Raw genomic sequence first — 24,749 nt, forward strand, 5'->3', positions numbered from 1 at the left:
GGGAGGCGGCCGGTCGGTCCTGTCGCATGTCGGTGACTTGACCGGGTCCGGCTCGGAGACCTGTACTTCCGCCACGGCGTAGACTATCGGCGGAAATTATCCTTCTTGGCTTGCCGCAAAGCTGTCGAAAAAAGTCGAATTGTTTGCCAAAAAAGCATCTGTTCCGGATGCCTTCATCAGCGCGCCGCGTCGGTTCTGTCACACGGAAAAACAAAATGACGAGCGAGCAGAAATGCGGTCGGCAAGACGATGCGCGCGGCTCCGGCGGACAAGCAGAACGGGGGGATGCAGGAGGGAAGAAGGAAAGAAAAAGGAGCGAAAAAGGAGGGGTAAGGCTGCCAGAGCGCAGGCGGCAGACGGGAAGGAGCGCCATGGCCTCCTTCCCGCTGTGTGCAAGATCAGTCTTCCTCGACCCAGTCCACCACCGCGCCCAGCGAGCGCAGGTTTTCCACGAACTTGGGATGGGCGCGCCGGATCGGCAGGGCGTTGCGGATTTCCGAACGGCCTTCGATGCTGGCCGCCACCATGAACAGCGCAATGGCCACGCGGATGATGTAGGGACTCTCCACCGAGGCCGGCGACAGCGGCAGTCCGCCGAAGGTGATCAGGCGATGCGGGTCGCCCAGGAACACGTGTGCGCCGAACTTGGAGAGTTCGCTGCTCCAGCCCATGGCGCCGTCATAGATCTTGTTCCAGAACATGGTATTGCCCTCGGCCTTGACGCCCAGCGCAATGAAGATGGGCAGCAGGTCCACCGGCAGATAGGGCCAGGGTGCGGCTTCGACCTTGGTCAGGATATTGCTGGTGAAGGGCTTGACCACCTTCAGCGGCCCGTTCTGACGGGTGTGCGACCAGCCGTTCTCATGCACCACTTCCACGCCGAACTTGGCGAAGGTGCGGTCGATCAGCGGGAACTGCTGCGGCGCGCTGTTGCGCACCCGCACCTGGCCGCCGGTGATGGCGCCCATGGCGAGGAAGGTGGCGATCTCGTGGAAGTCTTCATCGAAGCGGAATTCGCCGCCGCCCAGCGGGCCACCGCCGCGCACGCTCACGCGGGAAGTGCCGATGCCCTCGATCTGCACCCCCAGCATGGCCATGAAGCGGCAGAACTCTTGCACGTGCGGCTCGGAGGCGGCATTGGTCAGCACCGATTCGCCGGCGGCGCTGGCCGCGCACAGCACGAAGTTCTCGGTGGTGGTCACCGAGGCGTAGTCCAGCCAGTGGTCATTGGCCTGCATGCGGCCAGGGGTGCGGATGATGAGTGAATCGGGACTGCTCTGGACCTGCGCGCCGAAGCGCTGGAACACTTCCACATGCGGATCGATCTCGCGCACGCCCAGGGTGCAGCCCTTGACGTCATTCTCCAGCCGCGCCACGCCAAAGCGCGCCAGCAGCGGCGGCACCAGCATGATGGAAGAACGCATCTCCTCCGGCAGGTGGTGCAGCTTGGGATCGAAATGGGTATCGCGGTGATGCAGTTCCAGCACCCCGCTGGCATAGTCCACCTTCACCTCGCTGCCGAGCACGCGGAAGATCTCGAGGATCTTCTTGACGTCGGTGATCTCGGGAATGCCGATCAGGCGCAGCGGCTGGTCGGTCAGGAGGGTGGCGCAGAGGATGGGGAGGACGGCGTTCTTGTTGGCGGAGGGGATGATGTCGCCGCGCAGCGGACGACCGCCGTGTACGATCAGATTGGACATGGGACGAAATGAAGGGATCAGGCTGACAAAGGCAATGGGACAGATTATGCGCCGCCGGCCCGGTGCCGGGGAAGGATTTTGTGCCAGGTTGCCTGGCTGACATCATCGACCTGAACTTCGGCCCGAACTTCGGCCTGACGGCGCCAGGGGCTGCACCAAAGTCCAAGTTTCCGTATCATGGCCCCTCTCTGGAAGAATGCACCCACCAAGCTTTGTAAGGTTTCTAAGGTTTCCGACGATGTTGAGTACGCTGCGGTCCCCCTACGCTCATGCCACCCCCCTGTTCCTGTCCTTGCTGCGCCGCGCTGGCGCAGTGGCCCGTCTGATGATGTGCAGCCTGCTGGTGCTGATGCTCACCACCCTGGCCGGCAAGGTCTCCGAGGCCCAGGCGGCCGGCTCCAGCGCCGGCAAGCATCGCACTGCCACGACCGGCGCCAAGGGTCGCAAGCGGGTGGTGCGCAAGAAGGCCGCAGCCGACCAGCCGGCCCGCACGGCGCGTTCCCGCCGTTCGCGGCGTCGCGCGGCGGCAGCTGCAGTGGCCGCACCGGCGGCGGCAGCGGCCACAGCGGCCACGGCCAGCGCGCCAGCCTCGGGCAAGCCGGAGCTGCTCTCGCGTTGCGGCTTTACCGAGGCCTCGCGCCGGCACATCTTCTCGCGCGGGGTCTATGTGCTCGATGAACAGACCGGCACGCCCCTCTTCGAGCGCAATGCCGATACCGTCGCCCCCATCGCCTCGGTGACCAAGCTGATGACGGCCATCGTCTGGCTGGACCAGAAGCAGCTGGCCATGGGCAATCGGCTGGAAGTGACCGAGGATGATCTCGACACCCTCAAGTTCACCCATTCGCGCCTGGGCGTGGGGGCCAGCCTGTCGCGCGCGGACATGCTGCACATTGCCTTGATGTCTTCCGAGAACCGCGCCGCAGCGGCCCTGAGCCGCGACTATCCGGGCGGCCGCCCGGCCTTCATCGCCGCCATGAACGCCCGCGCCCAGGCGCTGGGCATGACCCATACCCACTTCGAGAACGCCACCGGCCTCTCGCCGGAGAACGTCTCCACGCCGCGCGAGCTGGCCGAACTGGTGAAGGCGGCCAACCGCTACCAGTTGATTCGCAATGACTCCCTGGACAAGCAGAAGATGATCAACATCGGCCGCGGCCAGTTGCAATACATCAACTCCAACCGCCTCATCCGCTATGACCAGGTCAATGCCAGCGTGCAGAAGACCGGTTTCATCAACGAGTCCGGCCATAACATGGTCTTGCGCATGCTGGTGCATGACCGCCGCCCGGTGATCGTCACCATGCTGGGCAGCGGCAGCGCCGATGGCTCGCGCCTGGATGGCGTGCGCATCGCCAAGTGGCTCAACTGCTCGCTCGACTGAGCCTGCGCCGCTACAGGCTGAACTTGTTGCGGCCGTCCTGCTTGGCGCGATAGAGCGCGGCATCGGCGTCCTTGACGACTTCTTCCATGCTGTTGTGGTGTTCGCGCAGCAGCGAGGTCACGCCTATGCTGACGGTGAGGATGCCAAAGGGACTGCGCTCATGCGGGATCTTCAGTCCCTGGATGGCGCCGATGATACGCTTGGCCACATGGACCGCGCCCACCGTATCGGTGCCGTTGAGCAGCACCACGAACTCCTCGCCCCCATAACGTCCCGGCTGGTCGGCCAGCCGCGAGACCGCCCCGACGATGCAGCGCGCCACCGCCATGAGGGCATAGTCGCCCGCCTTGTGGCCATAGGTGTCGTTGTAGAGCTTGAAGAAATCCACGTCCACGAACAGCACCGAGAAAATGACGTCGGGATTGTCCTCGGCCCTTTTCCAGGCGCGCGCCAGGGCTTCGTCCAGGGCGCGCCGGTTGAGCAGGTTGGTGAGCTTGTCGGTGCGCGCCTGCTCTTCCAGTTGCTGATCCAGCGCGATGCGCCGCTGCAGTTCGGTTCGCACCCGCCCGATCAGGTAGACGCTGGCGATGCAGAAGCTGGCCATGAGGAACAGCACCGCATAGAGCATGTTGTACCACTCGCGGAAGATATGCGTCTCGTTGCGGCCGATGAAGACGATCCAGCTGGTGCCGGGAATGCGCACGAAGGTGTAGAGCCAGCGTGGCCCATCTTGTTGCGCGCGCGTGAAGTAGCTGCCCTGGGCCGGGCCCGACTGGGCGAACACGCGTTCCAGGTCCTGCGAGATGTTGAGCCGCGAGCCGATGAAGGCTTCGTTGTAGGGAATGCGCATGTAGGCCAGGCCCTCGGCCGAATAGAGCGAGATGACGCCATCGTTTTCCAGCGTCAGGCCCTGGAACAGGTCGCGGAAATAGTCGAGGTAGAGCACCATCAGGCCGACGCCGGCAAAACTGCCGTCCGGCTGCGCCAGCCGCTTGGACAGCACCACCACTTGCATGCGCCGCTCCAGGCGCACCGTCACGGGCGCAGAGATGTAGAGGCTGGTATTGCCCTGGGCATGATGGGCCGTGAAGAAATCGCTTTGCGCATAGGGTCCGGGCAAGATCTGGGACAAGGCCGTCGATCCCGCCACCAGCTTGCCTTGGGCATCGACGATGCCCAGCGCGGCGACATAGCGTGCCTCGATCTTTTCGCCCAGCAGGAATTCCATCTTCTGCTGCAAGGGCATCTCGTGCAGTTGGGTATGCTGGTAGCGCCAGGCCAGGCTGTCCAGGCCCAGCGTGAGCAATTCCACGTTGCGCAAGATGGAGCGCTGGGCGATGCGGGCGATGTTGGTGCTATGTTCGATGGCAGAGCGTTCGACCTGCCTGTAGCTCTGGTAGAGCACGGCGCAACTGACGGTGGCCGACATCAGCGCCAGCGTCCAGATGGTGTATGTGAAACTGCGTTTTAGCCGTTTGATTTTATCCCCCTACCTTTTCTTTAACCAGGCTGTCGATAAACATCGCATAGGCCTTGGTGCTTGACAACGAAAAGGCAGAGGGTCAAAACGCTATGTCACTAGTCCATAAATGTGCGCCGAGGATTCCCCCCAGAGGGCGTCCTGGTCACCGGGACAAAGCCGGGTGGCGGACCATTCGCGCACCACGGTCACCACACGGGAATAGGAGGCGGCCAGCAGGCAGACCGGCCAGTCCGAGCCGAACATGAGGCGCTGCGGTCCGAACAGGTCCAGCGCCGTATCCAGGCATTGCACGATGTGCTCGAAGTCGCGCGTGCAGAGACCGCGCAACCAATCCGCTTCGGTCAGCAGCCCCGAGATCTTGCAGGCCACATGCGGCATGGCGGTCAGCTCGCGCAGCTCCTGGCGCCAGCGCTCGAAGGCGGCACGGCCTTTGCGGAATTCCTTCAGGGCGGGCTTGCCGAGGTGATTGAGCACCACCCAGTGCTGGTCATGGCGCGCGCAGAACTGGCGCAGCTGCGGCAGATGGCGTTCATGCGCCAGCACATCCAGGGCGTAGCCGCGTTCCTGCAGCCAGCGCACGCCCTGGTCCAGCGGCGCGGGCGTGAGCAGGGTGTCGGCGTCATCGTGTTCCTGCAACTGGTGGCGCAGCCCCAGCAGCTTGTGGCGGCCCCAGCGTTCCATCTGCTCGGCCAGGTCGGGCGCAGCCAGGTCTTCCCAGCCGATGATGCCGGCGATGCGCTTGTCGCGCCGCGCCATCTCCAGCAGGAACGCGGTTTCATCGCGGCCCTGGCGCGCTTGCACCGTGATCGACGCATGCAGCCCCTGGGCCTCCAGCAGCGGCTGGAACTGGTAGGGCAGGCGATCCTGTGCCAGCAGGTCCATGCCTGCGCCTATCCAGGGATAGTCTTCCGAGCGATAGCGCCAGAAGTGCTGGTGGGCGTCGATGCGCAAAGGCGGCTTGCACCGCCCTGCGGGCGGCGTTGGCATGCGTGCTTCACGGTGCAGGGTCAGCATGTCAGTGATTGTGGCGCGGCAGGGTCTGCGCCACACCCTGGTACTTCAAGGCCAGTTCCATGCAGGCGCCGGTCTCCAGCTGGCCGACCGTGCTGCGATAGATTTCCTGCCAGGGCGTCTGGCTGGGCGGCACGGGCGGGATGCCCTCGCTCTTGCGGCGCGCCAGCTCTTCCTCGCTGATGAGCATGTTGCACTCACCGGTGTTGAGGTCGATGCGCACGCGGTCGCCATCGCGCAGATAGGCCAGGCCGCCGCCCACAGCGCTCTCGGGCGAGGCGTTGAGGATGGAGGGACTGTCGGAGGTGCCGGACTGGCGGCCATCGCCCAGCGTGGGCAGGGTGGAGATGCCGCGCTTGATGAGCGCATCGGGCGGTTGCATGTTGACCACCTCGGCTGAACCGGGCCAGCCTACCGGACCTGCGCCACGGATGGCCAGCAGGGTGTTTTCGTCGATATTGAGCGCCGGGTCGTTGATGCGGGCGTGATAGTCGTCCGAACCATCGAAGACCACGGCGCGGCATTCGAAGATGTTTTCCTGGCCGGGTGTGCTGAGATAGCGCTCACGGAAGGCTTCGGAGATGACGCTGGTCTTCATGATGGCGAAGTCGAACAGGTTGCCCTTCAGCACCAGGAAGCCGGCGCGCTCGCGCAGCGGCGCGGAAAACGGGTAAATCATTTCCCGGTCGTTCGATGCCCGGCCCTGCAGGTTCTCGGCCATGGTCTTGCCGGTGGCGGTGATGCGCTCGGCGCGCAGCTTGCCGGCCTGCTGCAGTTCCCACATGATGGCCGGCACGCCGCCGGCGCGGTGGAAGCGTTCGCCCAGATACTTGCCAGCGGGCTGCATGTTCAGCAGCAGGGGCACGTCGTAGCCGTACTTCATCCAGTCTTCCGACTGCAGTTCCACGCCTGCATGGCGCGCCATGGCCATGATGTGTGGCTGGGCATTGGTGGAGCCGCCGATGGCGGCATTGACCACGATGGCGTCGAGGAAGGCGTCGCGCGTCAGGATGGCCGAGGGGCGCAGGTCTTCGTAGGCCATGCCGACGATGCGCCGGCCCGTCTCATAGGCCATCTGGCCGCGTTCGCGATAGGGCGCGGGAATGGCCGAGCAGCCGGTCAGCGACATGCCCAGCGCCTCGGCCATGGCGTTCATGGTGGAGGCGGTGCCCATGGTGTTGCAGTGGCCGGAAGAGGGCGCGGAAGCCGCCGCGATCTCCAGGAATTTCTCGTTGTCGATGGTCCCCGCCGAGAGCAGCTTGCGGCCCTTCCAGATGGCTGAGCCGGAGCCGACCAGTTCGCCATCCATCCAGCCGTCCAGCATGGGGCCGCCGGAGAGCACGATGGCCGGGATATCGACGGTGGCCGCGGCCATGATCTGCGAGGGCGTGGTCTTGTCGCAGCCGGTGGTGAGCACCACGGCGTCGATGGGATAGCCATGCAGGATTTCCACCAGGCCCAGGTAGGCCAGGTTGCGGTCGATGGCTACGGTCGGACGGCGGCAGTTCTCGAAGATGGGATGCAGCGGGAATTCCATGGGAATGCCGCCCGCATCGCGGATGCCATCGCGCACCCGCTTGGCCAGGTCCAGGTGGATGCGGTTGCAGGGGCTGATGTCGCTGCCGCTTTGGGCGATGCCGATGATGGGACGGCCCGAGCGCAGTTCTTCGGCGGTGATGCCGTAGTTCATGAAGCGCTCCAGGTAGAGCGCGGTCATGTCGATGTGGTCCGGGTTGTCGAACCAGTCCTGGGAGCGGAAGCGACGGGGGGTGGCGTGTGGCTTGTTCATGGATTCCTCGGGGCCGAAAGGCGTGTGGATAGGTTACGCGCCCAGCCAGCCGGCATCGACGTAGTACTCGCGGCCAGTACACTTGGCGCCGCTGTCGGAGGACAGGAACAGCGCTAGCGCCGCGACATCATGCGGATCGATACGGGTAGGCAGGCATTGCGCAGCCAGGATTTTCGCCTCTTCTTCGGGGGTATGCCAGAGCAGGGTCTGGCGCGGGGTGCGGACGGCGCCGGGGATGATGGCATTGACGCGTACGCCGTCGTGGCCGAAGTCGCGCGCCATGCCGCGGGTCATGCCTTCGATGCCGGCCTTGGCGGTCATGTACAGGGTCAAATCAGGCAAGCCGAGATGCCAGGAGATCGAACCGAAATTGAGGATCACGCCCTGCTTGCGCTCGCGCATGCCCGGCAGCACGGCCTGGGCGCAGAAGAACTGGTGACGCAGGTTGACGGCGATGCGCTCGTCCCAGTAGCCGGGAGTGACCTCGGCGGTCTTGTGGCGGTCGTCATTGGCGGCGTTGTTGATGAGGATGTCCACGCCGCCCATCGCCGTGTCGATCTCGGCGAAGGTGGCGCGCAATGCGTCCACGTTCATCAGGTTGCAGGGGAAGAAACGCGGCGCGATCGCCGCATCCTTGAGCGACGCCACCAGCGCCTGCGAGGGCTCCACAGCGATATCCAGGAAGCACACCTGCGCGCCTTGCCCGACGAAGGCTTCCACCAGGCCAGCGCCGATGCCGCTGCCGCCGCCGGTGATGACGACCCGCTTGCCGGCGAGGCTGCGATAGAGGGCGTGTTCGAATGCGGGGATGGTAGCTGCGGTCATGCTTGGTACTCCAGAGGATAGGATGGGCCGCAGGTGCGGCCCGAAAAAATAATCAGGTCATTCGGAGAGGAACAAGGATTTCGTTCTCATCCCCTTCCGTTCGGACTGAGTAGCGGCATAGCCGCGTATCGAAGGCGCTCCTACGTTTGCGCCAGAGCGCCTTCGATACGGCCCAAGGGCCTACTCAGTCCGAACGGTAGTCATTTGCTTGCGTCACTCCGGTCAGCAGTGCGAACGGAAGTCAATTTGTTGCGTTTCGCCATTCAGTCGTCCGGACGTTATCGAGGGCATCGCCTTGCTACGCTCAACGGCCCGAACGGGTGCTCACATCGACCCACACCGCCAGCACCAGGATGCTGCCCTTGACGATCATCTGCCAGTAGGTGCCTACGTCGAGCATGGACATGCCGTTGTCGAGACTGGCCATCACCAGCGCGCCGATGAGCGCGCCATAGATGGTGCCGGAGCCGCCGCGCATGGAGGTGCCGCCGATGAAGCAGGCCGCAATCGCATCCAGTTCGCCCATGTTGCCCGCCGAGGGCGAACCGGCAGCCAGGCGCGCGGTGTTGACCAGGCCGGCCAGCGCGCACATCACGCCCATGATGCCGAACACCCACAGCTTGACCGCCTGCACGTTCACGCCCGACAAGCGGGTGGCTTCCATGTTGCTGCCCACCGAATAGATGCGGCGGCCAAACACGGTCTGCGTGCTCACATAGCTGAACAGGCCCAGCAGCGCCAGCAACAGCAGCACCGGCACGGGGATGCCGTCATAGCTGTTGAGCGTGCGCACGAAGGCCAGCAGCACCGCGCCGATGACGACCACCTTGAGCGCATCGCGCCAGAGCGCCGCCAGCGGCAGGCCATGGCGGCTGCGATTCACGCGGCTCATCCAGGTCAGGGCCAGCGCCAGCACGAATAGGGCAATACCCAGCGCCGCGCCCATCTGCGGCGGCAGATAGCCCTGGCCGAGATAGACCATGTTGTCCGACACCGGCGCGATGGTCAGGCCGCCGGTGATGCCCAGCAGGATGCCGCGGAAGGCCAGCATGCCGCCCAGGCCGACAATGAAGGAGGGAATGCCCAGATAGGCGGTCAGGTAGCCATTGAGCAGGCCCAGTGCCAGGCCGAAGCCCAGCGCCAGCACCAGGTTCAGCGCCAGCGGCAGATGGTGGCTCACGTCCAGCAGCGCGGCGATGCCGCCCAGGAGGCCCAGCAGCGAACCCACCGACAGGTCGATCTCGCCGGCGATGATGACCAGCACCATGCCGCAGGCCAGGATGCCGGTCACCGACATCTGGCGCAGCAGGTTGGAGAGATTGCGGGGCGTCACGAAGCCGCCATCGGTCATGAAGCTGAAGAAGCCCCAGATGATGGCGATGGCGATCAAGAGCGCAATGATCTTGTAACGGCGGAACACCTGCTTGAGGTCGGCCATGCTGGCCAGAGTGCTTGAAGTCATACCGGATTCACCTTGTGGTTTTTGTTCAGCCCGCCGCCGCGCGGGAGGTAGCCTGCGGCACGGGTTGGTTGATCGCTGCGGCCAGCACGGTTTCCTGGCTCAGGTTGTCGTTGACGAAGTCGCCGCGCAGGCGGCCTTCGCCGATCACCAGCACGCGGTCCGACACGCCCAGCACCTCGGCCAGTTCGGAGGAGACCATGATGATGGCCAGGCCGGCCTTGGCCAGTTCCGAGATCAGGCGATAGATCTCGGCCTTGGCGCCGACGTCCACGCCGCGCGTGGGTTCGTCCAGGATCAGTACCTTGGGCTGGGCCAGCAGCATCTTGGCCAGCACGGCCTTTTGCTGGTTGCCGCCGGACAGGCTGGTGATGGGCAGGAAGGGCGTGGCCGTCTTGACGCGCATGCGGCCGATCTCGTCCTGGATGGTCTTGAGTTCAGCGCTGCCATCGATGCGGCTGCCGCGCGAGAAACGGTTGAGCACGGTCAGGGTGATGTTCTGGCCCACATCCAGGTCCGGCACGATGCCGTGGTGCTTGCGGTCTTCCGGCACCATGCACAGGCCCTGGCGGATGGACTTGAGCGGTGAGCCGGTATCGGCCACCTTGCCTTCGAGCAGCACCTGGCCTTCGTAACGCCCGCGATAGGCGCCGAAGATGGCCGACACCAGTTCCGTGCGGCCCGCGCCGACCAGGCCGGCAATGCCCAGGATCTCGCCCCGGCGCACCGAGAAGGAGACGTCATCGACGCGCTTGCGGCGCGGATTGTCGATGTCGTAGCAGGTGATGTTGCGTGCTTCCAGCACCACTTCGCCGATGGCGTGGTTGCGTTCGGGGTACATGGCGGTGATCTCGCGGCCGACCATCTGGGTGATGATCTTGTCCACGTCCATCTCTTGCATCGGCGTGGTGGCGATGTGCTTGCCGTCGCGGATGACCGAGATGGTGTCGCAGATCTCGGCCACTTCGTCGAGCTTGTGCGAGATGTAGACGCAGGCTACGCCACGCGCCTTCAGGTCCTTGATGATCTTGAGCAGCACGGCGATCTCGGAGGCTGTCAGCGAGGAGGAGGGCTCGTCCAGGATCAACAGGCGCGCATCCTTGTTGAGCGCCTTGGCGATTTCCACCAGCTGCTGGTGGCCGCCGCCATATTGCGAGACCGGCAGGGCTACGTTGATGTCGGGCATGTTCAGTTCGCGCATCAGTTCTTCGGCGCGGCGATACATGGCGGGGTAGTTCATGCGGCCACCGGGCAGGGTGATCTCGTGGCCCATGAAGATGTTCTCGGCCACCGACAGCTCGGGCACCAGCATCAGTTCCTGGTGGATGATGACGATGCCGGCGGCTTCGGTGTCGCGCACCGAATGGGCCTGCAGCGGCTTGCCATCCCAGAGGATTTCGCCCTCCCAGGTGCCATGGGGATAGACGCCGGAGAGGATCTTCATCAGCGTGGACTTGCCCGCGCCGTTTTCACCGCACAGGCCCACGCATTCGCCGGGCCGGATCCTGATGTCGATGCCATCGAGGGCGCGCACACCGCCAAAGCTCTTGACGATGCCTTTCATTTCTAACAGATACTCGGACATGCCTGTTCTTTCCAGTAAGTCTCCGGGGTCTGCGCGCGGAGGATGCGCAGACGGCGATGCCGGCTGCCACGGGGGGGAGCAGCCGGCATGCTTGACTCAGGGATCAGCGGCCGTCGATCTGGGCCTGGGTGTAGAAGCCATCATCGACCAGGACCTTGACGTTTTCCTTGGTCAGCAGGATGGGCTTCAACAGCAGGCTATCGACCTTCTTGAAGCCGTTGTCATACTGGGCGTTGTAGGTCGGCTTCTCGTTGCGGGCCAGTTCCACGGACAGCTTGGCAGCCTCGGTAGCGATCTGCTTCAGGGGCTTGTAGACGGTCATGGTCTGGGTGCCGGCCACGACGCGCTTGACCGCGGCCAGGTCGGCGTCCTGTCCCGAGACGGGCACCTTGCCGGCCAGCTTCTGCGCCGCTAGGGCCTGGATCGCACCGCCAGCGGTGCCGTCATTGGACGCCACGATGGCGTCGATCTTGTTGTTGTTGGCCGTCAGCGCATTTTCGACGATGGACAGCGCTTCGGTCGGGTTCCATTCCTTGACCCACTGCTGGCCGACGATCTTGATGTCACCCTTGTCGATGTAGGGCTTCAAGGCCTTCATCTGGCCTTCGCGGAACATCTTGGCATTGTTGTCGGTGGGCGAGCCGCCCAGGAGGAAGAAGTTGCCCTTGTTCTTGACCTTGAGGATGCCCTCGGCCTGCATTTCACCGACCTTCTCGTTATCGAAGGAGATGTAGGCATCGACGTCGGCGTTGAGGATCAGGCGGTCATAGGAGAGCACCTTGATGCCGGCCTTCTTGGCTTCCTTGATGGTGTTGGTCAGCACCGTGGCGTTGAAGGGGACGATGACGATCACGTCCACGCCGCGCGAGATCAGGTTCTCGATCTGGGAGATCTGGCGCTGTTCGCTGGCGTCGGCCGATTGCACATAGACCTTGGCGCCCAGCTTCTCGGCGGCGGCGGTGAAGAAGTCGCGGTCACGTGCCCAGCGCTCCACGCGCAGGTCATCGATGGAAAAACCGATCTTGGGATTCTTGGCGTCGGCCATGGCGCTGCCGGCCACCATGGACAGGGTGGTCACGGTCATCAGCGCCAATACGGTCTTCTTCAGTATTGCCTTCATAGTCCAGTCTCCGATTTGAATTGAATTTGAATTGATTATGATTTTTGAAGCGGCGTTGTCCGGTGGAAAGAGTCATCCCCAAGAGTGATTCCTTTTGGGGCATTCGCTTCCGGAGGGCGCGTGGGGCCAAGCTGGTCCGGTGATGGTCACGCCGCATGATGGTGCGAAGGCGATACTAGCCCCGCGTCAATCCAATCTACAATTACGAAATTCACCAAACGTCATAGTGATTCTTTTTGTTGCAGGAGCACATATCGGCCAGCACGGCGATGACTCGCTACAATTCCCCACTAGAACGCATCTCACGCCTATTTATGAAATGGGTTCTAGATAAAAACGGCGCGCCCGGCGACGCCGCCAGACAGGAGACAGAGCGTGGCAAAAGCACCCACGGTGCACAGGATTGCGTTGCTCTTCAATGGCAACAAGATCTTCGACCGCGAAATCATCGCCGGCATCGGCGAATACATCAGCAGCACCCGCGCTTCCTGGGACCTGTACCTGGAAGAGGACTTCCGCTGCCGTCCGCAGGGCATCGAGCGCTGGGCCGGGCACGGCATCATTGCCGACTTCGACGACCCGGTCACCACGGCCGCGCTGGAAGGCGTGCAGCTGCCGGTGGTGGCCATCGGCGGTTCCTACGCCGATCCCTCGCAATACCCCGCCAACCGCCCCTACGTGGCCACCGACAACTACAAGATGGTCAAGCTGGCCTACGACCACCTGATCGAAGCCGGCCTGCAGCATTTCGCCCTGTTCAGCCTGCCCGAATCCAATTGCAATCGCTGGGCCCAGGAGCGCGAACGCATCTTCACCGACCTGACCGGGGCCGACGGCATTGCCGGCCATATCTACCGGGGCGTGGGCACCAGCGCGCAGTCCTGGGATACCGCCGTGGAGCAGCAGATCGCCTGGGTGCGCAGCCTGCCCAAGCCGGTGGGCATCATTGCAGTGACCGATGCGCGCGCGCGGCAGTTGCTGCAGGCTTGCCTGTTCGCCGGCATTGCCGTGCCGGAGCAGGTGGCCCTGATCGGCATCGACAATGATCCTCTGGCGCGGGTGTTGACGCGCATTCCGCTCAGTTCGGTGATCCAGGGCAGCGTGGAAATGGGCCGCACCGCCGCCCACCTGTTGCACCAGATGCTGCATGGGGCGCGCTTTCCCGACACCCGCATCATGGTGCCGCCGGTGGGCATCAATGTGCTGGCCTCCAGCCGCCACGAGGTGCGCAACCATCCGCATGTGATGCAGGCGCTGCATTTCATCCGGCAATACGCCTGCCAGGGCATCAAGACCGACCAGGTGGCCGATTACGTGGGCATTTCGCGCTCCTCGCTGGAATGGTATTTCCGCCGCGAGCTGGGTCGCAGCGTCCACGACGAGATCCTGCGTTTCAAGCTCGACGCCGCCAAGCGCCTGCTGGAGCAGGCCGGCAGCCACGCCGCCGAGATCGCCGTGAGTTGCGGCTTCACCTCGGTGCAATACATGCACGCCGTCTTCAAGCGTGAACTGGGCTGCACGCCCAGGGAATACCAGGAACAATTCGCCGCCGGGCTGGAGCGCGCAGCCGCGCCTGCTGTCCGGCAGAAAAAGAAGTCCGCAGGGACCACCCTACTAGAACCGACACGATGACGCACTTCACACTCTCCCACACCACCGCCGCCAACGGCATCCAGCTCTACACCCTGCGCAACCACACCGGCATGCGCGTGACCATCAGCAACCTCGGCGCCAGCATGATCAACTGGTGGGCGCCGGACCGCTATGGCCGCGAGGCCGACGTCCTGCTGGGCTTTGCCGATGTGCAGCAGTACCAGCACAACCCGGCCTATTTCGGCGCCATCGTGGGCCGCTGGGGCAACCGCATCGCCGCTGGCCGTTTCAGCCTCGACGGCGTGGACCACCAGGTCGATTGCAATGAAGGCGAGAATCACCTGCATGGCGGCGTGGACGGCTTCCACCGCCAGCTGTGGCAGGTCCAGCCCGATCCCGAGGGCCTGCGCCTGATGCTGGTCTCGCCGGCCGGCCAGGCGGGCTTTCCCGGCACGGTGATGGCCTCGGTGCTGTACCGGCTGGACGACGAAGGCCAACTGCGCATCGACTACACCGCCACCAGCGACGCCGCCACCCCCATCAACCTGACCTCGCACGCCTACTTCAATCTCAACGGCGGCGCCAGCGACATCCGCGATCACATCATCGCCATCGATGCCGACGCCTATCTGCAGGTCGATGGCAAGCTCATCCCGGTGGACCGCGCCGAGGTGGCCGGCAGCGCCTTCGATTTCCGCCAGCCCGCGCCCATCGGCCCCCGGCTGGACTGGCCCGATCCGCAACTGAAGCTCGCTGGCGGCTTCGACCATTGCTACTGCCTGCGTAGCGAGCGCGAGCCCGCCCCCGGCGAAGGCCGCATCGCACAGGCCCTGCGCGAGGTGGCCACGGTCTACGAGCCAGGCTCTGGCCGCGAGCTGCGCGTGTCCACCACCGAGATCGGCCTGCAGTTCTACAGCGGCAACTTCCTCTCCGGAGTCGAGGGCCGGGGCGAACAGCCGTATGCCATCCATGATGGCTTCTGCCTGGAGGCGCAGTCCTATCCCGACCAGGTCAATACCCCCTTGCGCGAAGCCGTGATCCTGCGGCCGGGGCAGGTGTATCGGCAGACCACGGCTTATCGGCTGGGTGTGCGGGACTGACGTCGCCCTGAATCGGAACTAATCCCCAACCCCCACAGCCCAACCAACCCGGGCTGCCTGATCCGCTTCATCAGGATCAGGCGCAATCACTGTGGCCAGCGTTTTGCCGGGCAAGCGGTGCCGCGACCATTGCCGCTGCCGTCCTGGATTTTTAGGCAGGAATCACCGAGCAATAGGTCTGTCCGGCAGCTTGCCGCTACGCCACACTATCCCGTCCCATGACAGGCTCCCCTTTATCGGCCTGTGCATCTTCAACGCCAGCTTACTCAGGAGATCCCATGCAAGTACACGCTTATGGCGCCCACGCGGCCGACAAGCCGCTGGAACACCTGCACATTACCCGTCGTGCCACCGGCGCCCACGACGTCCAGATCGACATCGCCTATTGCGGCATCTGCCACTCCGACCTGCACCAGATCCGTTCCGAATGGGCCGGCACCCAGTATCCCTGCGTTCCCGGCCATGAAATCGTCGGGCGCGTGGCCGCCGTGGGTGCGCACGTGAGCAAGTTCAAGGTCGGCGATGTGGTCGGCGTGGGCTGTATCGTGGACAGCTGCCAGAGCTGCCCGGACTGCGACGAAGGCCTGGAAAACTATTGCGACAACATGGTCGGCACCTACAACGGCAAGACCGACGATGCCCCCGGCTGGACCATGGGCGGTTACTCGCAGCAGATCGTGGTGCATGAGCGCTACGTGCTCAACATCCGCCATCCGGAAGCCGACCTGGCCGCGGTTGCGCCGCTGCTGTGCGCCGGCATCACCACCTATTCGCCGCTGCGCCACTGGGGCGCGGGTCCGGGCAAGAAGGTGGGCGTGGTCGGCATCGGCGGCCTGGGCCACATGGGCATCAAGATCGCCCACGCCATGGGTGCGCACGTGGTGGCCTTCACCACCTCCGACGCCAAGCGCGCTGATGCCAAGGCGCTGGGCGCCGATGAAGTGGTGGTCTCGCGCAATGCCGAGGAAATGGCCGCGCATGCCAAGAGCTTCGACTTCATCCTCAACACCGTGGCCGCACCGCATGACCTCGACGCTTTCCTGGCGCTGCTCAAGCGCGAAGGCACCATGACCCTGGTGGGCGCGCCGGCCACGCCGCATCCCTCGCCCAATGTCTTCAACCTCATCCTGAAGCGCCGCTCGCTGGCTGGCTCGCTCATCGGCGGCATCCCTGAGACCCAGGAGATGCTGGACTTCTGCGCCGAGCACGGCATCGTCGCCGACATCGAGCTCATCCGTGCCGACGAGATCAACACCGCCTACGAGCGCATGCTCAAGGGCGACGTCAAGTACCGTTTCGTGATCGACAACGCCAGCTTGGCAGCCTGATCGTCTCCAGGCGTCTGGCAGGACAGGACCGGATCGGCGACCATGCCGTCCGGTCAAGGAGGAATCGCCGCCCCTGGGCAATCCAGGCGCGGCGATTTTTTTGAGCGGCTGTACCCGCACTCCTCACACATCCACTCATCTACTCGTCTACTCAACCACTCAACCACTCAACCACTCAACCACTCAACCACTCAACCACTCAACCACTCAACCACTCAGCCACTCAGCCACTCAGCCAATCATCTGAAACCGTTCGGACTGAGTAGGCCCTCCTGGGCCGTATCGAAGGCGCGCATGATGCTGACCGGCAGGCACGCCTTCGATACGCGGCCATGCCGCTACTCAGGACGAACGGTAAGGGGGCATGAACACGGCAAGAGCCGCGCGGATGCCAACTGCATGCGACAAATTGCCACATTCAATAATGTCCCATGCCAGTTTATTCTTGCCGCTCCTGATTTCCGTGCGGCATCGCAGGGGACGGCGGCGCTGGCTGCCGGGCGCTGCCGCATGCCCTCATTTCGACGACAAGACCAATGACATTCGTTGCAGCCCGACGCCGGCGCGCCCGCTGTCCTGATCACCTTCATCGCGTGCGCCCGCTGGTGCGCGCCACCGCCCTGAGCGGCCTGCTGGCCTTCTCCGCTGTACCTGACGCACTGGCCCAGACCACCGCCAGCAGCGAGGACTCCGCGCTCACCCTGGGAACAGTAGAAGTCAGCGGCCGCCGCAGCGGCCCGCTGCAGCTGCGCAATGTGCTGACCTCAGTCGATCTGATCGGCGCGGACCGCCTGCAGCAACAGCAGGTGCTGTACAACTGGGAACTGTTTGCGCAGTCGCCCGGCGTGATGCTGACCCAGTTCCGCCAGGGCAACGAGTCCGGCAAGCTGTCCTTCCGGGGCTTCAATGGCGAGGGCGAGGTCAATGCGGTCAAGCTGCTCATCGATGGCGTTCCCAGCAATGACAATGCCGGCGGCATGCCCTTCCTGGGCACGCTGTTCCCGCTGGACATGGCCGGCATCGAGGTCGTGCGCGGCACCAACGATGCGCGCTATGGCCTGCACAACATCGCCGGCAACGTCAACATCCTCACCCGCCAGGGCGGGACCTACGACGAAGCCCGCGTGACCTATGGCAGTTTCAATACACGCCAGGTACAGGTGGCCAAGGGCGTGGAAAACGGCAACTGGTCGCAGAACTATTTCCTCGGCTACGAAAAATCCGATGGCTACCGCGAGCATGCCCAGGCCGAGAACATCGCCTTTTCCGGCAAGTGGTTCTACACCAGCGATGATGGCCGTTACCGCACGGGCCTGAGCATCCGCCATGCCAATGCCTACGCCCAGGAGCCGGGCTATCTGACGGCGCAGGATGCGCGCGTGGATCCGCGTGCCTCCTACGCCTATGCCCAGTCGGATGGCGGCAACCGCCAGCTCGATCAGGTCAGCCTGCACTTCGATGGCGATATCGATGATCAGCTTTCCGTGGGCGCCAAGCTCTACCTGAACCGCGTGCGCGACCAGCGCTGGCTGCGCTACTCCTCCACCACCTCGCAGCAGGAACGGCTGATCGATGAAACCCATTACGGGCTCATGACCACGGCCACCTATCGGCCACGGTGGAAGGCGCTGGAAGGGATGAGCGATCTGGCCCTGGAGGGCGGCTTGAACGTCGAGCGCCAGGAAGACCAGAGCCCGCGCTTCAGCACCGTCAACAAGGTCCGGGTGACGCAGACACGCGATCACCACTTCACCTTCGATACCTTCGGCGCGTATCTGCAGGCGGTGATCAAGCCGGTGGAATCCTTCAAGATCATCCCCGGCTATCGGGTGGACAAGGTCGGTGGCAGCTTTACCGATCCCTCGCGCGGCGTGAGCTATGGCATCCAGAACTATGGCGTGATCAAGCAGCCCAAGCTCAGCGTCGTCTATGCACCCATCAGGCAGGCCAGCCTGTATGCCAACTGGGGCCGCACCTTCCAGGTCGGCGCGGGCGCGGCGGCCTACAAGTCCAACAATAACGACCTGCGTCCGTCCATCAACGATGGCTGGGAGAGCGGCGTGAAATTCACCCCGGTGGAATGGCTCGACGGCCGCCTTGCATGGTGGGAGCAGCGCGCCTCGGACGAGGTCAAGCGCCGCCTCAACGACCCCACGGGCGACTCTGAAAACGTCGGCCGCACCAAGCGCAGCGGCGTGGACCTGCAACTGAACCTGCGCGCTGGCAAGCGCACCACGATGTGGCTGGCCTATTCACGCCAGCGTTCGGAAATCATCACGCCCGATCCGAGCGCTCCGGCCACCATCGGCAAGGAAATCGACCACGTTCCGCGTTATCTCTTCTCCGGCGGCGTGGATTACCAGGCCACCGTCGATCTGAAACTGTCGACCTCGTTCAACGGTCAGGGCAGCTATTACCTGACCACCGCCAACACCGGCGGCAAGTTCGGCGGTTATACCCTGATCAATGCGAGCGCCAGCTATCAGGTCTCGCCCACGCTGGCGCTGGAGTTGCAGGTCAAGAACCTGGCCAATCGCTACTACGAGTATGTGTGGATCAACGACCAGACCCGTCATGCGCCGGGTGACGGACGGGCGGTGTACTTGTCGGCCAACCTGAAGTACTGACAAGCAAGCCGCCCGCTCGGCTTACCAGCGGTGGCTGTAGCTCAGATTGAGCACCGCCCCCGTCGCCGGCAGGCGGCTGGTGTTGTTGCTGTTGCGCATGAGCTGGCTGTAGGCCGGCAGGTAGTAGCGGTTGAGCAGGTTCTCGATGCCCAGCGTGACGGTATCCTTGGGCGTGAGCTGGTAGCGGCTCACCAGGTCCAGCGTGGTATAGCTGCCGACCTCGCGTCGGCCAAAGCTGGTCTGGCCGTTGAGACGGTAGTCGCGCGCCGCATAGTAGCTGGCCTGCAGGCGGTTGCTCCAGTGGCTGCCGGGCTTGTATTGCAGGTAGGCCGTGAGCTTCATCGGCGGGATGCGATAGCCGGTCATGATCTGGTCGCGGTTGCTGCCTTGCGGAGTCTCGCGGCCCCACATCATGGTGAAGGTGGAACCGCCACCCCAGGCCGAGTCGTCCGGTAGGTAGTCAGCGCTGGCCTCGATGCCGCGGATCTTTTCTTCGGTGCGGGTCAGGATCAGGCCGTTGTTGAAGCTTTGCACATCACCCAGCTTGGAGGTGGTGTAGAACAGCGCCAGCGTGCCCACCACATCACCGAAGGCGCCGCGCCAGCCCAGTTCATAGTTGTTGGTCTTGACCGGTTCCAGCGCGGACGAGTTGATGTCGAAGGCCGGCGTGGCATTGCGGATCTGCACGCCGATATCCGGCAACTGGAAGCCCTGGCTGAAGGAAGCATAGAACTCATGGCCGTTGACCGGCTTGAATACCGCGCCCAGATTGCCCAGCCAGGCATCATAGGAAACCGCGCCACCGCGCACCGCACGCGGATTGGCCGCACGGCTTTGCGACAGCGGCACGAAATCATCATAGCTGGCGCGGGCGCGTTCATAGCGCAACCCACCCTCCACGGCCCACTGCTGGTTGAACTTGTGGCGCAACTGGCCGAACACGCCCACCGTGCGCGTGGTCAGCGGCGGCATGTACATGAGCGTGCCGGTGCGCTGGAAGAGCAGGCCGCCGCTGGCGTCATAGGCGCTGGGGCTGAAGACGTCGTCGGGCATGTCGCTGCGTTCCTGGTTGAAGTCCATCCCCCACAGCAGGCTGCTGCGTTCCGACAGTGGCGTATCGACCGTGGCGCGCGCGCCCAGCACCTTCGAGTTCTGCATCACCTGGTCCACGTTGTTGCCGCGCGTGGCCACCGCCCGCGCGTCGAAGGGCGTGAAGCGGGTGAAGTAGTCGCGGTAGTAGAGCTGGGTCGAGAGGCTGCTGCCGAGCACGTCCTTGTTCTGGTAATCCAGTCCCAGCAGGGTGTTGCGGATCTGGTTCTGGTCGGCCAGCTGCAGTCCTTCCAGTGGCCGCGCCACGGTGCTGCCAGCGGGCAGGCGCGCCACTGAGGGGTCGGAACCATAGCGGCTGTCCTGCTCGGCTACATAACGGCTGGCCGAGAATTGCAGGCGCTGGTCGCGGTCGATGCGCAGCCCCAGCTTGCCGCCCACGGTGTAGTTGTTGCTGTCGAACAGGTCGCCCTGGCTGGGCTCCGGAGCCAGCCGGTTGCCCTTGCCGTCGAACGACCCGCCCAGGTGCTGCAGACCCAGGTTCACGGCATAGTCCACCGCGCCGGAGGAGCCGGACATGAAATGCGTCACCTCGCCGCCGAGTCCATCGCTGCCCAGGTGCGAGAGCGAAGAGCGCATCGAGAAGCTGGTCTCGGCATAGGGTTCGCCGCCGGCGGGACGGGTGGTCACGGCGATGATGCCGCCGGCTGCGCCCGCGCCATAGATGGCGCTACTGCCGCGCAGGACCTCGACCTTGTCGATGCTGCTCATGTTGAGCGTGGCCATGTTGCGGGCCGAGTCACGATTGGTGTTCAGGGGAATGCCATCGACCAGCACCAGCATGTTGCGCCCGCGCAGGGTCTGGCCGTAGTCGGTGATGGTGTGGCTGGAATCGGCCATGCCGGGCACGATCTTGCTGAGCACCGTGGCCAGGCTGTCCGAACCCTGGCGCAGCGCTTCCAGTTCCTGGCGCTCCACGGTGTTGCTCTGGCGGGTCGGCCGCACCAGCGGGCTGGTGGTGCGTTGTGCGCTCACTTCGATGGCCTGCAGGGCCGGGGTGGCGGCGTTGCTGCCAGGTACGATGCCGGAGGCTGCCGCTCCCGTCGCGCCTGCTGCGGCAGCCGCAGGCCGGACCGTGTAAGCGCCATCGGCCAGCCGTTGCGCCTGCAGTCCGCTGCCGGCCAGCAGACGGGCGAAGCCTTCCTCCACGCCATAGTTGCCCGACAGGCCGGGGCTGTTCTTGCCCGCCAGCAGGCTGGCGTCGAAGGACAGCGCCACACCCGCTTGGGCGGCAAAGCTGGAGAGGGCGCGCGAGAGCGGGCCGGGGGCGATGGCGTAGGCCTGCACGGCCTTGGCGTTGGCGGGCGCTTGCGCCAACGCTGCTTGCGGCCCGGCCAGCGTGGCCAGTGCACAGGACAGCGCGATGGAAAGCGCCGGGCGCTTCAGGAAGATGCGGGGAGGCTTGTGATGAGGATGCATGAGCGTCTTTCGGTAACGGAGCAGGGGTCAGAAGTCAGGTCTTCACCTGATCTGCCGCACGAGATCCGGAAATGGCTCACGCTGTTGCAAAATTTTCTTATCTTTTTTATCCGGCTGGCGTAGCGGGCAGCACGCGCACCCAGTAGCGGGTCAGCTGTTGCACCCGTACCGGTAGCGTTTGCGCCAGCAGGCGCAGCACGCGGTCGGTGTCGGCCAGCGGAAATACGCCGGAGACCTCAAGTCCGGCAATGGCCGGATCGGCTTGCAGCAGGCCGCTGCGATAACGTCCCAGTTCACCGATGAATTGCGCCAGGGGCATGCGCTCGGCAATGAGCAGGCCCCGACTCCAGGCCGCCTGGGTATCGTCGCAGGGGCGCGGGGCGGCGCTGCCGCTGCGGGTGAAGCGGGTCTGCATGCCGCTGTGCAGGACCGTCTTTTGCGCGCTGCTGGCCGGGGCGATTTCCACTGCCCCTTGCAGCACGGCGACCTCGACCGCCTGGTCGCGTTCGCGTACGGTGAAGCGCGTTCCCAGGGGCCGCAGGCTACCCTGGGCCGTGGCCACCACAAAGGGGCGTGCGGGCTGCTGCCGGTCTGGCGCGGTGAGCACCATGATCTCGCCGCGTTGCAGCTTGAGCAGACGTTGGCTGGTGCTGAAGTCGAGGGCCACGCGGGTATCGGTATTGAGCCAGAGGCGGGTGCCATCATCGAGCTGCAACTCGCGCCGTTCGCCAGTGGCCGTCTGGATGCGTGCGCCGTCTTCCGGTCCGGAAAGAGCATGATAGGCCAGCCCGCCCGCCGGCCCCAGCGTGAGGGCGTAGGCCAGCAACTTGATGGCCTTGCGCCGGCCTGCGGGGCCGACCTGCTTGAGCGCGGTCGCGCCCCCAGGCGGCAGCGCCGCAAAGGTCTCCTGCAACAGGGCGGCCCTGGACCAGGCCCGTTCATGCTCGGGACTGCGTTGCCGCCACTGCGCCAGCTTGCTGCGCCGGGCCGCATCGAGCGGTCCCTCATGCATTTCCATGAGCCAGGTGGCGGCTTCGGTCAGGATGGTCTCATCGATGCCATCGACCGGTCGGGTCGGGCTTCTCACAGCGCCGCCAGGCAATGGCGCAGGGCCAGCACCATGTGGCGCTTGACGGTGCTCAGCGAGATGCCGAGCAATCCGGCAATGCTGGCATAGGGCAGCCCGTCGAGCTGCGCCAGCAGGAACACTTGGCGGGCGCGGGCCGGCAACTGGTCGAGGATGCGGTCGATCTCGCACAGGGTGTCCAGCACCAGCAGGCGTTCTTCGGCTGAGGGCTGGCTGGGTTCGGGCAGCGCCGCCAGCGCTTCCAGATAGGCCGTCTCCAGTTGGCGGCGGCGCAGATGGCTGGCCACCAGGCCCTTGGCGATGGTGGTCAGGTAGGCGCGCGGTTCGCGCAGGTCAGGCGGCGGGCGATGGCCCAGCAGGCGTACGAAGGTGTCCTGCGCCAGGTCGGCGCCCATGTGGCGGCAGGCCAGCCGGCGGCTCAACCAGGCCACCAGCCAGCCGTGATGCTCGCGATAGAGCCCACCAATCTCTTGATGCGCCTCTGCGGGGGACATGAGGATTTCCATTCGGACGCCGCCCACGGGCGGTCTGCTTAATGCGAATGGTTCTCACTATATATTGGAACAAATGTCGCGCGCAACAGCCCGTGTGCATGATGCGAGTGACGCGACATTGCCATCTTGCAATAATCGGGTGTTATTGTTGATCTGAGGGCAACAAGAGCCAATGACGTTTTCCGTTCATGGCGCCCGCTCCGCCACAGGCACGGCGGTCTTGCGCACCTTTGCCACATCCGCTGCCGTGGTGGTCCCGCCCCGGTTGCCCCAGGCGGTCTGGATGTAGGACGTCACCTCCGCCACCTGCTGGTCATCGAGCAGTTGCGCATAGGGCGCCATCACCAGCCCGGCGGTGGCCGAGGCGGTGGAGGGCTGGCGTCCGCCCTGCAGGATGATGCGGATGGCCGAGGTGGTGTCGCCGGTCTGCAGCATTGGATTGCCGGCCAGCGCCGGGAAGGCCTTGCCGTAGCCGGTGCCATTGCTGCGATGGCAGGCCGCGCAGCGGTCGAGATAGATGCGCGCGCCCGGCCCATCGGGGCGGCCATCATAGGCGGCCTGCGCAGCGGCGGGATCGTAGCGGTAGGGCGCGGCCTGCTGGCGCGGCGGCAGGCTCAGCAGGTAGCGCGCCATGGCGTTGAGATCGGCATCGCTCATGTATTGCATGGAATCCTCGATGACGTCGTTCATGGCCCCGAAGGACGCGGTGTACTGGTTGCGGCCCGTGCGCAGGAATTCCACCAGGTCGGCCTGGCTCCAGCCGGCAATGCCGCCGCCATGCTCATTGCGCAGCGAGGGTACGCTCCAGCCATCGACCACCTGCCCGCCGGAGAGGAACAGCCTGCCGCCGTCTTCCTTGAGCGCCTTTTCCTGCATCGTCACCGCGCGCGGTGAATGGCAGCTGCCGCAGTGTCCCAGCCCTTCGACCAGATAGGCGCCGCGCGCCAGTTCCTGGTCACTGCCGGCGGGCGGCGTGTAGGGGGCTGGGGTGGGCGCAAAGACCTTGCGCCACAGCGCCAGCGGCCAGCGCATCGACAGCGGCCAGGGGATGTCATTGGCGCGGTTTTCCTGCGCCGATGGCGGCACCGCCTTGGTGAAATAGGCGTACAGCGCTTGCATGTCCTCGTCGCTCAGGCGCGAGTAGGACGGATAGGGCATGGCCGGATAGACCGTGTAGCCGGCCTTGGTGACGCCGGTGCGCATGAGGCGGGCGAAGTCCTCGTAGCTCCAGTCGCCGATGCCGTGCTGCTGGTCGGGCGTGATGTTGGTGGAATAGATCGCGCCGATGGGCGAGGCCAGCGCCAGCCCGCCCGCGAAGGGCGCGCCGCCCTTGCTGGTATGGCAGGCCACGCAATCCCCGGCGCGCGCCAGGTAGGCGCCGCGCAGGATCTGCTGGTCCTCTGCGCTGGCGCTGCCCTGGGCGGCGATGCGCTGCGACAGCGCGGTATCGGCAGCGGGGGTGGCGTGCGGGCGCAGCGGTTTGACCTCGCGGTTGAGCAGGCGCGCGCCCACCGGTGGCTGTGGCGGAATCGGCACGGTCAGCGACGGCTCGGCCAAGGCCGGCTGGAAAGCGGCGGCGCCCGCCAGCGCGGCAGTCACCAACAGCGACGGGATGAGGATCAGTCGTTTCATCATCGT

The 24,749-nt window shown here is 64.8% G+C and carries 17 protein-coding genes; 5 read left to right on the forward strand and 12 right to left on the reverse strand.

The annotated features are described in order from the left end of the window. Positions 1-398: 398 nt before the first annotated feature. Positions 399-1,700, reverse strand: coding sequence for a UDP-N-acetylglucosamine 1-carboxyvinyltransferase (locus BGK68_RS07085; protein ID WP_075256498.1), 1,302 nt, complete (start codon positions 1,698-1,700; stop codon positions 399-401). A 238-nt stretch (positions 1,701-1,938) separates the two neighbouring features. On the opposite strand from BGK68_RS07085, the gene BGK68_RS07090 reads away from it, so the two are divergent. After that, positions 1,939-3,084, forward strand: a complete 1,146-nt coding sequence (locus BGK68_RS07090) for a serine hydrolase (RefSeq protein ID WP_075256499.1) — start codon at positions 1,939-1,941, stop codon at positions 3,082-3,084. Positions 3,085-3,094: 10 nt separating this feature from the next. Here the strand turns inward: BGK68_RS07090 and BGK68_RS07095 are convergent, their stop codons facing one another. From BGK68_RS07095 to xylF, 7 genes are all read right to left on the reverse strand, one after another. After that, a complete protein-coding gene (locus BGK68_RS07095) occupies positions 3,095-4,513 on the reverse strand; it encodes a sensor domain-containing diguanylate cyclase (RefSeq protein WP_075256500.1) in 1,419 nt (472 codons plus the stop codon). A gap of 141 nt (positions 4,514-4,654) precedes the next feature. After that, positions 4,655-5,581 (reverse strand): L-fucono-1,5-lactonase, encoded by a 927-nt coding sequence (locus tag BGK68_RS07100; RefSeq protein WP_075256501.1) that lies wholly within the window; start codon positions 5,579-5,581, stop codon positions 4,655-4,657. Between the two features lies 1 nt (position 5,582). Continuing rightward, a complete protein-coding gene (locus BGK68_RS07105) occupies positions 5,583-7,367 on the reverse strand; it encodes an IlvD/Edd family dehydratase (RefSeq protein WP_075256502.1) in 1,785 nt (594 codons plus the stop codon). A gap of 33 nt (positions 7,368-7,400) precedes the next feature. Then, positions 7,401-8,192, reverse strand: coding sequence for an SDR family NAD(P)-dependent oxidoreductase (locus BGK68_RS07110; protein WP_075256503.1), 792 nt, complete (start codon positions 8,190-8,192; stop codon positions 7,401-7,403). Between the two features lie 304 nt (positions 8,193-8,496). Continuing rightward, positions 8,497-9,654: a sugar ABC transporter permease gene (locus tag BGK68_RS07115; RefSeq protein WP_198937172.1), complete on the reverse strand. Its 1,158-nt coding sequence runs from the start codon at positions 9,652-9,654 to the stop codon at positions 8,497-8,499. 25 nt (positions 9,655-9,679) lie between these two features. After that, the gene (xylG, locus tag BGK68_RS07120) at positions 9,680-11,236 is read right to left on the reverse strand and encodes a D-xylose ABC transporter ATP-binding protein (RefSeq protein WP_075256504.1); all 1,557 of its coding nucleotides are present in this window, start codon (positions 11,234-11,236) and stop codon (positions 9,680-9,682) included. A gap of 103 nt (positions 11,237-11,339) precedes the next feature. Next, the gene (gene xylF / locus BGK68_RS07125; protein WP_075256505.1) at positions 11,340-12,356 is read right to left on the reverse strand and encodes a D-xylose ABC transporter substrate-binding protein; all 1,017 of its coding nucleotides are present in this window, start codon (positions 12,354-12,356) and stop codon (positions 11,340-11,342) included. A 375-nt stretch (positions 12,357-12,731) separates the two neighbouring features. Between xylF and BGK68_RS07130 the strand changes: the two genes are divergently transcribed. The 4 genes from BGK68_RS07130 (at position 12,732) to BGK68_RS07145 (ending at position 19,004) form a co-directional block, all read left to right on the forward strand. Beyond that, a complete protein-coding gene (locus BGK68_RS07130) occupies positions 12,732-13,988 on the forward strand; it encodes a XylR family transcriptional regulator (protein ID WP_075256506.1) in 1,257 nt (418 codons plus the stop codon). Beyond that, a complete protein-coding gene (locus tag BGK68_RS07135) occupies positions 13,985-15,049 on the forward strand; it encodes an aldose epimerase family protein (RefSeq protein WP_075256507.1) in 1,065 nt (354 codons plus the stop codon). Before BGK68_RS07130 ends, BGK68_RS07135 begins: the two co-directional genes overlap by 4 nt. 278 nt (positions 15,050-15,327) lie before the next feature. After that, the gene (locus BGK68_RS07140) at positions 15,328-16,377 is read left to right on the forward strand and encodes an NAD(P)-dependent alcohol dehydrogenase (RefSeq protein WP_075256508.1); all 1,050 of its coding nucleotides are present in this window, start codon (positions 15,328-15,330) and stop codon (positions 16,375-16,377) included. 536 nt (positions 16,378-16,913) lie between these two features. Continuing rightward, positions 16,914-19,004, forward strand: coding sequence for a TonB-dependent receptor (locus tag BGK68_RS07145; RefSeq protein WP_233149248.1), 2,091 nt, complete (start codon positions 16,914-16,916; stop codon positions 19,002-19,004). A 21-nt stretch (positions 19,005-19,025) separates the two neighbouring features. On the opposite strand, the gene BGK68_RS07150 is transcribed toward BGK68_RS07145, so the two are convergent. From BGK68_RS07150 to BGK68_RS07165, 4 genes are all read right to left on the reverse strand, one after another. Then, entirely contained in the window at positions 19,026-21,530 is a 2,505-nt protein-coding gene (locus BGK68_RS07150; protein WP_075256509.1) for a TonB-dependent siderophore receptor, read from the reverse strand. A 106-nt stretch (positions 21,531-21,636) separates the two neighbouring features. Next, a complete protein-coding gene (locus tag BGK68_RS07155) occupies positions 21,637-22,617 on the reverse strand; it encodes a FecR domain-containing protein (protein WP_075256510.1) in 981 nt (326 codons plus the stop codon). Further along, positions 22,614-23,123, reverse strand: coding sequence for a sigma-70 family RNA polymerase sigma factor (locus BGK68_RS07160; RefSeq protein WP_075256511.1), 510 nt, complete (start codon positions 23,121-23,123; stop codon positions 22,614-22,616). Before BGK68_RS07160 ends, BGK68_RS07155 begins: the two co-directional genes overlap by 4 nt. 174 nt (positions 23,124-23,297) lie before the next feature. Then, on the reverse strand, positions 23,298-24,743 hold the full coding sequence (locus BGK68_RS07165) for a cytochrome c (RefSeq protein WP_233149249.1): 1,446 nt from the start codon (positions 24,741-24,743) through the stop codon (positions 23,298-23,300). Positions 24,744-24,749 lie beyond the last annotated feature (6 nt).

Source organism: Herbaspirillum camelliae, assembly GCF_001929405.1.
GTDB lineage: Bacteria > Pseudomonadota > Gammaproteobacteria > Burkholderiales > Burkholderiaceae_D > Herbaspirillum > Herbaspirillum seropedicae.

What these genes read in the sequence shown, in the direction of transcription:
- BGK68_RS07105 (WP_075256502.1), bottom strand. Translation starts at nt 7,367, where the DNA reads ATGAACAAGCCACACGCCACCCCCCGTCGCTTCCGCTCCCAGGACTGG.
- BGK68_RS07090 (WP_075256499.1), top strand. Translation starts at nt 1,939, where the DNA reads ATGTTGAGTACGCTGCGGTCCCCCTACGCTCATGCCACCCCCCTGTTC.
- BGK68_RS07165 (WP_233149249.1), bottom strand. Translation starts at nt 24,743, where the DNA reads ATGAAACGACTGATCCTCATCCCGTCGCTGTTGGTGACTGCCGCGCTG.
- BGK68_RS07150 (WP_075256509.1), bottom strand. Translation starts at nt 21,530, where the DNA reads ATGCATCCTCATCACAAGCCTCCCCGCATCTTCCTGAAGCGCCCGGCG.
- xylG (WP_075256504.1), bottom strand. Translation starts at nt 11,236, where the DNA reads ATGTCCGAGTATCTGTTAGAAATGAAAGGCATCGTCAAGAGCTTTGGC.
- BGK68_RS07145 (WP_233149248.1), top strand. Translation starts at nt 16,914, where the DNA reads ATGACATTCGTTGCAGCCCGACGCCGGCGCGCCCGCTGTCCTGATCAC.
- BGK68_RS07135 (WP_075256507.1), top strand. Translation starts at nt 13,985, where the DNA reads ATGACGCACTTCACACTCTCCCACACCACCGCCGCCAACGGCATCCAG.
- BGK68_RS07115 (WP_198937172.1), bottom strand. Translation starts at nt 9,654, where the DNA reads ATGACTTCAAGCACTCTGGCCAGCATGGCCGACCTCAAGCAGGTGTTC.
- BGK68_RS07095 (WP_075256500.1), bottom strand. Translation starts at nt 4,513, where the DNA reads ATGTCGGCCACCGTCAGTTGCGCCGTGCTCTACCAGAGCTACAGGCAG.
- BGK68_RS07100 (WP_075256501.1), bottom strand. Translation starts at nt 5,581, where the DNA reads ATGCTGACCCTGCACCGTGAAGCACGCATGCCAACGCCGCCCGCAGGG.
- BGK68_RS07110 (WP_075256503.1), bottom strand. Translation starts at nt 8,192, where the DNA reads ATGACCGCAGCTACCATCCCCGCATTCGAACACGCCCTCTATCGCAGC.
- xylF (WP_075256505.1), bottom strand. Translation starts at nt 12,356, where the DNA reads ATGAAGGCAATACTGAAGAAGACCGTATTGGCGCTGATGACCGTGACC.
- BGK68_RS07160 (WP_075256511.1), bottom strand. Translation starts at nt 23,123, where the DNA reads ATGGAAATCCTCATGTCCCCCGCAGAGGCGCATCAAGAGATTGGTGGG.
- BGK68_RS07140 (WP_075256508.1), top strand. Translation starts at nt 15,328, where the DNA reads ATGCAAGTACACGCTTATGGCGCCCACGCGGCCGACAAGCCGCTGGAA.
- BGK68_RS07085 (WP_075256498.1), bottom strand. Translation starts at nt 1,700, where the DNA reads ATGTCCAATCTGATCGTACACGGCGGTCGTCCGCTGCGCGGCGACATC.